General features: G+C 61.6%; 7 protein-coding genes. 4 read left to right on the top strand and 3 right to left on the bottom strand.

What is annotated here, in order from left to right; translation table 11 throughout:
* Position 1 precedes the first annotated feature (1 nt).
* Positions 2-535: a cyclic pyranopterin monophosphate synthase MoaC gene (moaC, locus tag GSQ88_RS04020; protein WP_159006092.1), complete on the top strand. Its 534-nt coding sequence runs from the start codon at positions 2-4 to the stop codon at positions 533-535.
* 126 nt (positions 536-661) lie between these two features.
* On the opposite strand, the gene GSQ88_RS04025 is transcribed toward moaC, so the two are convergent.
* Positions 662-850, bottom strand: coding sequence for a Flp family type IVb pilin (locus tag GSQ88_RS04025; protein WP_159006093.1), 189 nt, complete (start codon positions 848-850; stop codon positions 662-664).
* A gap of 191 nt (positions 851-1,041) precedes the next feature.
* Positions 1,042-1,638, bottom strand: coding sequence for a CGNR zinc finger domain-containing protein (locus tag GSQ88_RS04030; RefSeq protein ID WP_159006094.1), 597 nt, complete (start codon positions 1,636-1,638; stop codon positions 1,042-1,044).
* 106 nt (positions 1,639-1,744) lie between these two features.
* Between GSQ88_RS04030 and GSQ88_RS04035 the strand changes: the two genes are divergently transcribed.
* The 3 genes from GSQ88_RS04035 to GSQ88_RS04045 all read left to right on the top strand — a co-directional run bounded on the left by GSQ88_RS04035 (position 1,745) and on the right by GSQ88_RS04045 (position 6,344).
* Positions 1,745-3,016 carry an MFS transporter gene (locus GSQ88_RS04035; RefSeq protein ID WP_159006095.1) on the top strand — a complete coding sequence of 424 codons (1,272 nt, stop codon included), beginning with the start codon at positions 1,745-1,747 and terminating at the stop codon, positions 3,014-3,016.
* Between the two features lie 49 nt (positions 3,017-3,065).
* The gene (locus tag GSQ88_RS04040) at positions 3,066-3,380 is read left to right on the top strand and encodes a hypothetical protein (RefSeq protein WP_210253735.1); all 315 of its coding nucleotides are present in this window, start codon (positions 3,066-3,068) and stop codon (positions 3,378-3,380) included.
* A gap of 288 nt (positions 3,381-3,668) precedes the next feature.
* The gene (locus GSQ88_RS04045) at positions 3,669-6,344 is read left to right on the top strand and encodes a bifunctional diguanylate cyclase/phosphodiesterase (protein WP_159006096.1); all 2,676 of its coding nucleotides are present in this window, start codon (positions 3,669-3,671) and stop codon (positions 6,342-6,344) included.
* A gap of 91 nt (positions 6,345-6,435) precedes the next feature.
* Here the strand turns inward: GSQ88_RS04045 and GSQ88_RS04050 are convergent, their stop codons facing one another.
* Positions 6,436-7,770 carry a S41 family peptidase gene (locus tag GSQ88_RS04050; RefSeq protein ID WP_159006097.1) on the bottom strand — a complete coding sequence of 445 codons (1,335 nt, stop codon included), beginning with the start codon at positions 7,768-7,770 and terminating at the stop codon, positions 6,436-6,438.
* Positions 7,771-9,157 lie beyond the last annotated feature (1,387 nt).

Here is a 9,157-nt window from a genome sequence, read left to right on the forward strand (position 1 = left end):
CATGCCACGCCAGTCTTCCAAAGAAACCGCCAAGAAAACCGTCAAGAAAACCTCGAAGCAAAAACCCGCCCTCACCCACATCGATACGTCAGGTGCGGCGCGGATGGTCGACGTCTCGGCCAAACCCGCGACCGAACGCCTCGCGATCGCCGAGGGCCGCGTCATCATGAGCGAGACGACGCTTGATCTCATCCTCAGTGGCAACGCCAAAAAAGGCGACGTGCTCGGCGCCGCGCGTATCGCCGGCATCATGGCGGCGAAGCGCACCTCGGACCTGATACCGTTGTGCCATCCGCTGGCGCTGTCCAAGGTCACGCTGGACATCACGGCGGACAAAAAGCTTGCGGGCTGCATCGTCCGCGCCACCGTCAAGGTCACCGGCCCGACCGGTGTCGAAATGGAAGCGCTGACGGCGGTGTCGGTCGCGTGCCTGACGATCTACGACATGATCAAGGCGGTTGAACGTGGCGTGCGCATCGAAGGCATTCACCTGCTCGAGAAAATAGGCGGCAAGTCCGGCCATTATCGCGCCTAAGAGCGTTTTCGAGCCAACGGGTCGCGCGAATGCGCGCCCGATGACAGGCTCCGTGGGTACCGGCTCGCGTCAAGAAAACGCGTCAAAACAAGAAGCCAGCCGCGAACGCACATTCACCTGCGATGGCTATCTCAGCGAACTGTTGATCGAGCTGAACTTGGTGTTTAGCTTGGTGCCGAGTCCGTTAATGGTTGTAATAATTGCAAGCGCGATACCGGCTGCGATCAATCCATATTCGATTGCCGTTGCGCCGGATTCGTCGGCGAGAAAGTTTTTGAATACCCGTAGCATCGCTGTGACTTCCTCGTTACGCATCGGAATCTATCGACCTATAACTCGCAAATAGCATGCCAGATCGACAACGTGCGTCGTCAATGGATTAGATAGTTAAGTTCTGATTGATCGGCCTCGATACGGAATTTAGTTCCGGGCATTCGTACCGCGCATCGGCAAATAATGCCGACATGGAACTTTGGAACCGAATAGATCTTGGAACCGAATGGAACTTAGCCGACGTCGCGATGGCGCGCGCGATAGGCTCTGGTCTTGATCCGGTTGCCGCACAGCGTTGACATGCACCAGCGCCGCGTCGACGGCTTTGAGCGGTCGAAGAACACCCGACGGCATTCCTCGGCCGCACACATCTTCAGCCGATCGAGGGTTCCATTGATGGAACCGTTGTACAGCTCGGCGACAACGACGGACAAACCGGCCAGCGCATCTTCGCGCGAGGCCCGCAGCGTCAGCGCTTCACCGCCGCGCGCATCCGCGACCAGCGGAAAACTTTTCAGCGCGTCGTTGAGGCGACCGGCGACACGTCCGTTCTTGCGCCGCTCGATCGGATCGCATCCCAGATAATCGCGCAGCTCGGCGCGCAGCCGTAGTGCTGTGTCGAACATCGCCGGCGTGATCTTGCCCGCGCCCTGCGCCAGCAACCCCCGCCCGGCCAGCCAGCCAGCGAGTTCCGCCGGCTCCGTCAGTTCGTCGTCCTGCTGGTGCGGCACGCCGTGATGCGTGAAACGCCTGACATCGAGCGAATTGGCGAAATCATAGAGATTGGCCAATGGGTCCGGAACTTTAAATTTTCTCGAGAGTTTTGACATTTCGACACCAGTAAAGCATTTTTACTGGTGTCTCGCAATAGACACCGGTATAGTCATTTTACTGGCGTCGAACCGTCAATCCTGACAATCCAGAATGGAGGCCGTCATGAGCAGCCACACAACGACCGCTCCCCGCATCTTCCACGGCTGGCTGGTGGTCGCCGCGGCATTCGCGGTGACATTCGTCGGCTTCGGCAGCGCCTATACGTTCAGCGCGTTCGTCGAATCGCTGCAACGGGATTTCGGCGCCTCGCGCGGCTCGGTGTCGCTGGTGTTCTCGCTCGCAGGCTTTCTCTATTTCGGTCTCGGGATCGTCAGTGGTCCGCTGGCCGATCGCTTCGGCTCGCGCCGCCTCGCCGTCGCCGGCATGGTCATGACCGGCCTCGGCCTTGCCGCGGCCAGCCTGGCGCGCACCCTGTTCGAGGTCTATGCCGCCTATGGACTCGGCGTCGGCCTCGGTGTGGGCTGCGCCTATGTGCCCGCCATTGGCGCGGTGCAACGATGGTTCGTGCGCCGCCGCGGCTTTGCCTCCGGCCTCGCGGTCAGTGGAATAGGCATGGGCACGCTGGTAATGCCGCCGCTGGCATCGCTGTTGATCGAGACCCTCGGCTGGCGCGGCGCCTATCTGGTGCTTGGCGCCCTCGCCGCCATCGTCGGCGGCGGATTTGCGCTGCTGATTGAAAACGATCCCCGCGACCGCAACCTCGGCCCCGACGGCGATCCGCCGCAAACGGGTCCGCAATCGACACGGCCGGAGGGCATGTCAGTCAACGAGGCCGTCCGCTCGCGCCGTTTCATCAGCCTGTACGCGGCCTGTCTGATCTGCGCGTTCGGCGTGTTCGTGCCGTTCGTCCATCTCGTGCCTTACGCGAGGGATCATGGCGTCGCGCCCTCCGCCGCCGTGCTGCTGCTCGGCGTGATCGGGATCGGCAGCACCGCCGGGCGGTTCTTCCTGGGCGGCATCGCCGACCGGATGGGCCGGCAGCTTTCGCTGTTGCTGATGTTTGCCGGCATGGCGCTGGCATTGACGATCTGGGTGGTCTCGACCGATTTCTGGTCGCTCGCCGCGTTCGCGTTCGTCTACGGCATCTTCTACGGCGGATGGGTCGCGGTGCTTCCCGCCGTCGTGATGGATTATTTCGGCGGCCGCAATGTCAGCGGCCTGATCGGAATCCTCTACACCAGCGTGGCGTTCGGCACCCTGATCGGTCCGAGCGCGGCCGGCTTCGCCTTCGACGCCAGCCATAGTTATACGGTGCCGATCCTGGCCAGCGCCGGCGCCAACATCATCGCCCTCATGATCGTCGTGGCGACGTCGGATCACGCGCCGTGGAACAAGGTTGCCGCTTCACAAGCGCGTAAGCTAGCCGGAACATAAGATGTCGATGGCGCGTTGGATCGCTAACATTACACATGAGGAACTCACGATGAAAATCACGACAATCGCTCTCGCGACAGTGTTGTCGCTGTCCAGCACATTTGCACTGGCCCAAGCCGGTGGCGCCGCCGGCGGCGGTGCCGCTGGTGCAAGTTCAGGCGCAGGCGGCTCATCCATGAGCGGCAGCGGCGCTGGAACCACGACGGGCGGCACCACGGGCACGGGAGCCGGCAACAGCGCAGGAGCAACCACCACGGCGCCCAACAACACCATGAGCCCGTCAGGGAACTCGCTCGGTCCGAATGCGTCGCCCAGCGGCTCAACACTAGGCCCGTCGGGTGCGGGTTCCGGCCACAGCCGATAAATCGAAACAATATCGGCCGAACTACATCGGATCAGAGCCCCGCGTTTCGTGGGGCTCTTTTTTTAGGTCGCAAGTTTACTTGAGCAGTTTGCTTGATGAGTTTGCTTGATGAGTTAGTTGGCGGCTCGAGGTGGTGGCATTCGGGCGGCCACACCCGTGCCGGTTAATCACCCATTAACTCAACTTCCTAACGCGACTTCCACTCCGGCGCGGTAACCATGTGTGGGAAAGAGCGCGAAAACTGCCTCTAGCCCGAGCCTTGTCAGCGAGACTCTGGCGGCAACACCAATGACGTCGATGGGAAACGCTTCGTTCAACACCAGAGCCCTGCTGCGCGGCAGTCCGATCCGCGGACTTGTGCTTGTCGGCGTGTTGCTGGTTGCCGGCGTCGTCGTTGGAACCGCCATGATGGTCAACGTGTTTCGCGAACGTGCGCTGCAAAGCGCAGAACGCGAACTGGGTAATACCGTGTCGTTGCTGGCGCGCCATTTCGATCAGCAGCTCGAAGATTTCATCACCATTCAAAGAGAAATAGCGACCCAGGTTCGCGCCGCGAAAGTGACGACGCCCGAGGCGTTCGGGGCGTGGATGTCGACCCCCGAATTGCATGAGGCGTTGAAAGCCAAGGCCAGCGGGCACGACGACGTCGCCGGCGTCAATGTGTTCGATACCGATGGCAGGCTGATCAACTCGTCGGAAAACCGCGCCTCGTCCGCGGTCAACATCAGCGATCGGGCCTACTTCAAGGCCTTCAAATCCGGCACGGCGTCGCAGACGATCTTGATCGAATTGGTGCACAGCCGGTTCTCCGACGACTGGGCAACGGTGATCGCCTACAAGATCGCGGCACCCAACGGCGAATTTCTCGGTGTCATCACCCGCGCGATCACGCCCGCCAGCTTTGAAAGATTCTTCGCCTCGCTGACGCTCGGCGAAGCCGGCGCCATTACGATGTATCATCGCGACGGCACGCTGCTGGCGCGTTATCCGCACGCCGATAACATGATCGGCTTGAACTTTGCGGACGGCCCCGTCCATCGACAGATTTTGTCCAAGTCGGACCACGGCACGTTACGACTGAACAGCCCGATCGACGGCAGCGACCGGCTGGCCTCGGCGCGCGCCTTGAGCCAGTTCCCGATTTCGATCATCGCGGCCACGACGGTCTCGGCGGCGCTGGCCGATTGGCGGGAACAGACCCGATTTCTGATCGCCGTCGCCGCCGCCTCGGTGTGCTTGATTGCCGGCATGCTTTTCCTCGTGGTCAGCAAATTGTCGATGCAGCACCGGCTGGAAAAGCAGCGGCTCGACACCGCCGTGAACAACATTCCGCAGGGCCTCGTGGTCTATGACAGTTCGGCCCACGTGACCGTCTGCAACCGGCGCTATATCGAGATGTTCGGGTTATCGGCGGACGTGGTCAAACCGGGCTGCGCCATGCAGGATCTGATTTCCCATCGCAAGGAGACCGGATCGTTCGACGGCGACGTCGACGAATTTTGCAACGCGATCATCCGCGATGTGTCGCTCGGGAAAGCGACCAACCAGATCACCGAGGCTCCGGGCGGCCGCGCGATCCAGATCATCAACCAGCCGCTGGAAGCCGGTGGCTGGGTGGCCACGATCGAGGATGTCACGGAGCGCCGCGACGCCGAGGCGCGGATCACCCATCTCGCCCACTACGACCCCTTGACCGACCTGCCGAACCGCGCCCTGTTCCACGAACGGCTTGCGCTCGAGCTGACGCGGATCGCGCCAGGCCAGCAGCTGGCGGTGCTCTATATCGACATCGACGAGTTCAAGAGCGTCAACGATACGCTGGGGCATCTGATCGGCGATGAGCTGTTGAAATCCGTCGCGTTGAGCCTGAGCGGTTGCATCCGCCGCGATGGCTTCGTCGCACGGCTGGGCGGCGATGAATTCGCGGTCGTGCAGACCGCGGTCACGTCGGAGGCCGAAATCATCGACCTCACCGCCCGCATTTTCGATGCCATCCGCATGCCCTATGAGTGCCTCGGCCATCAGGTCTCTACCGACGCCAGCATCGGCGTGGCGCTGGCGCCGCAGCATGGCAGCGATCTGCACCAGATCCTGAAGAACGCGGATATGGCGATGTATGCCGCGAAATCGGCCGGACGCCGGACCTATCGCTTCTTCGAACCGGACATGGACGCGCAGGTCAAGGCGCGCCGGCTGCTGGAAATGGATCTGCGCCAGGCGATGTCGGAAGGCGCTCTGGAGGTCTACTACCAGCCTTGTGTCGGCCTTCAGGACAACAAGATCACCGGCTGCGAAGCCCTGTTGCGCTGGCGGCATCCCGAACGCGGCATGGTCTCGCCCGCCGATTTCATTCCGATCGCCGAAGAGACCGGCCTGATCAACCAGATTGGCGAATGGGTGTTGACGACGGCCTGCGCGGAAGCAACGACCTGGCCGGAAAATATCAAGCTCGCGGTCAACGTTTCGCCGGTTCAGTTCAAGAGCGGCACGCTGGCGTTGAAGATCGTCGCGGCCCTGGCGGCCTCAGGCCTCGCCGCGAGCCGGCTGGAGTTGGAGATCACCGAGGCGGTCCTGATTCGCGATGACGACGCAGCGCTCGCCATCCTGCATCAGTTGCGCGACATCGGCGTGCGGATCGCATTGGACGATTTCGGCACCGGCTATTCGTCGCTGAGCTATCTGCAGCGCTTTCCATTCGACAAAATCAAGATCGACCGCTGCTTCGTCACCGATATCGAGGAGCCCGAGGGCTCGTCCAGCATCGTGCAGGCGGTGGTGAATATCGCCGCGGCGCGCCACATGACGACGACCGCGGAAGGCGTCGAGACCAAGCAGCAGCAGCAACTGCTGCGTATGCTCGGCTGCTCGGAAATGCAGGGCTATCTATTCAGCAAGCCGAAGCCCGCCGCCGAGATCAAGCAATTATTGTTTTCGCACGAGAGAAAATCGCCGGCAGTCGCCTGATCCAATCTCGCTAGTCGAGACAGCCGGCCCAAACGAAATCGGAGCGGCTTGCGCCGCCCCGACCAGAACCTTTCGTCGCGATTTGCAAAGTTCAGTTCGGAACCGTCGTCTTCGGCGCCGCCGGGTTGTCCGCCTTGACGGTGACGCCGCGCAGGAAGTCGAAGGCTGCGGCAAGCGCCTTGTCGTTCTTCTCGTCCGGTGGAACGTAGGCCTGCGAGCCGGTCTGCTCGGCGCCTTCGGCCGAGAGATGGCCGCGCATCGAGGCCTCTCCCTTGGTGTCGACACGGCCCTTCAGATCGTCGGGCACATCCTGCAATACTTCGATGTCGGGCGAGACGCCCAGTGCCTGGATCGAGTGACCCGACGGCGTGAAATAGCGCGCCGTGGTCAGCGCCAGCGCGCCATTGCCGGTGCCGAGCGGGATGATGGTCTGCACCGAGCCCTTGCCGAACGAACGGGTGCCGATCAGCGTTGCCCGCTTGTGGTCGTGCAACGCGCCAGCCACAATCTCCGACGCCGACGCCGAGCCACCATTGACCAGCACGACCAGCGGCTTGCCCTTGATGATATCGCCGCCATGCGCGGTGTAACGCTGGGTTTCCTCCGGGTTGCGCCCGCGTGTCGAGACCACCTCGCCCCGCGCCATGAAGGTGCTCGACACCGAGACCGCCTGGTCGAGCAGGCCGCCCGGATTGTTGCGGAGGTCGACGATGTAGCCGGCGAGCTTCTCCTGCGGAATATCTTTCGAGATGTCGGCTATCGCCTTGCGCAGTCCATCGGTGGTTTGTTCGTTGAACGAACTGATCCGGATATAACCGATGTCGCCGCCTTCGGTGTGGAAGCTGACCGGCTTGACCTGGATGATCTCGCGCTCGATCGAAACGTCGATCGGCTTGTCCGCGCCCTTGCGCTCGATCTTCAGCTTGGTTGAGGTATGCACCGGTCCCTTCATCTTGTTGACCGCCTGCTCCAGGGTCAGGCCCTGAACGGCGTCGCCGTCGATCGTGGTGATGAAATCGCCGGACAGGATGCCGGCCTTCGCCGCCGGCGTGCCGTCCATCGGCGAGACCACCTTCACCAGGCCGTCTTCCATCGTGACCTCGATCCCGAGCCCACCGAACTCGCCATGGGTGGTCTCCTGCATGTCACGCCAGGCCGCCTCATTCATGTAGCGGGAATGCGGATCAAGCGAGGTGACCATGCCATTGATGGCGCCCTCGACAAGCTTGGCGTCGTCGGGCTTCTCGACATAGTCGGACCTGACCCGTTCGAACACGTTGCCGAGCAAATTCAGCTGCGTATAGGTGTCGGCGCTGGTAGCCGCCCTGGCCGCTGCGATCCAAAACTGGCTGCTGGGGCCGGCGACGAGAAGGGTCAGGCAGGTACCGGTTAAGGCACCGATGATAAAGGAGGAATTCTTGCGCATTGTTCGCGGAACCTTCTCGCTGTCAGTTGTCGATGCCAAGGGCCATGTCGCGAAATCGACGTCTTGGCCTTATATGACGTCTTGGCCTCACATAAGGTCGGTTGAAAGCCTCACAATAACTTTCTGGTGTCATTGAGGCGGCTTTGCCGCGGTGCCGGCCGTTTTCGACGAATAAGGCAGGGTATACGCGCCGGGGCGCAGCCGAAAGCCGAAATTCGCTGGATGGCCAAATTGTAACTGGCCCAGCCCGGGGCTGGCATGTGGGCGGACCTGACCCGCTGCACAGATTTGGTGCAGCCGACCCAGAAGCACGATTCGGAAACGAGCCACCCGGCCTGATCCAGGGTGGAGACCGGTTTTCCCGGGACAAAAGTGAGCCGCCAGCCCGACCATCGCGCCGATGCTCCACCCAACACCGTCATACTCCGCCACCGGGTCTCGCCTTCGGCGAGCCCGATGACAGGCTCCGGCGAAGTATCCAGTACGCCGCGAGTTCTCGGTTCAATCACAAGCTCCTCGGAATACTGGATCATCCGCCGGAGCCTGTCATCGGGCGCGCATTCGCGCGACCCGGTGGCGGATGATGACGAACAACGGCGTTCTCGCGACATCGTTTGCCCGAGGTTTGCATGGCGTTCGCCCCAAAAAACAAGAGGGCGCAGTGCGATCCCAAGAGGGACGCAGGGAAGACCGGGTGCGCGCTGCACCCGCGATCTCATGTGCAAAGGTAGCAAACAAAAAACGCACATGAGCATACAGGTTCAGCGGAAGCAGTCCGGCCTTCCCTGCGCAATGGTTTTAACGGTCTATTTCGTGCTCTCCCCGGCGAGACCATGCTTTGTTGTCACCGTCGTCAGCGTGATGCGAAGCATCATCGCCAACTTGATGCCGGCATCGGGGCATCAGGACCACACGACTTAACCGTCCGCCTCACGCGCCGTTCGTCAAAAGCGCATCCGCGTCCACCGCTCCCCGCCCCAACGTCAGTGACGATGGCCAACGCCCCCTCTCTCGGGACGGGATGGGCGAAATAAGCAGGTGATTTGGGTCAAGAGTCAAGGATAATTTCGGAAAATCAGAAATGTCGTAGAGATGTGAAGCGATGGACAGGGCAAATCAGACTGAAACCTTTCAACAAATTAGATTTTGCGCGCATCGGGCGCCAGGGGTTTCGCGGCCCTTCTACCCTGTCACAGAAATTACCGTGTCTCACTTACGGGGTGCAGTCCAGTGCACTTAATTAACCGCGCCTAACCGCGCCGCCCGGCGATAATGCACGTTAATCGCTTTCGGGAATTACGGTGATGGGGTGGACGGCGCCCCGACCGGCATCGATGTGCCAAGATGGTCGTTGTCACAACCCATCTGAGGAGAGCCGTCCATGGGC

The sequence above is a fragment of the Bradyrhizobium sp. S69 genome (assembly GCF_009766005.1).
Taxonomy (GTDB): domain Bacteria; phylum Pseudomonadota; class Alphaproteobacteria; order Rhizobiales; family Xanthobacteraceae; genus Bradyrhizobium.

Excerpts from the sequence above, each read along its gene's own strand:
- moaC (WP_159006092.1), top strand. The coding sequence starts at position 2 with ATGCCACGCCAGTCTTCCAAAGAAACCGCCAAGAAAACCGTCAAGAAA.
- GSQ88_RS04025 (WP_159006093.1), bottom strand. The coding sequence starts at position 850 with ATGCGTAACGAGGAAGTCACAGCGATGCTACGGGTATTCAAAAACTTT.
- GSQ88_RS04030 (WP_159006094.1), bottom strand. The coding sequence starts at position 1,638 with ATGTCAAAACTCTCGAGAAAATTTAAAGTTCCGGACCCATTGGCCAAT.
- GSQ88_RS04035 (WP_159006095.1), top strand. The coding sequence starts at position 1,745 with ATGAGCAGCCACACAACGACCGCTCCCCGCATCTTCCACGGCTGGCTG.
- GSQ88_RS04040 (WP_210253735.1), top strand. The coding sequence starts at position 3,066 with ATGAAAATCACGACAATCGCTCTCGCGACAGTGTTGTCGCTGTCCAGC.
- GSQ88_RS04045 (WP_159006096.1), top strand. The coding sequence starts at position 3,669 with ATGACGTCGATGGGAAACGCTTCGTTCAACACCAGAGCCCTGCTGCGC.
- GSQ88_RS04050 (WP_159006097.1), bottom strand. The coding sequence starts at position 7,770 with ATGCGCAAGAATTCCTCCTTTATCATCGGTGCCTTAACCGGTACCTGC.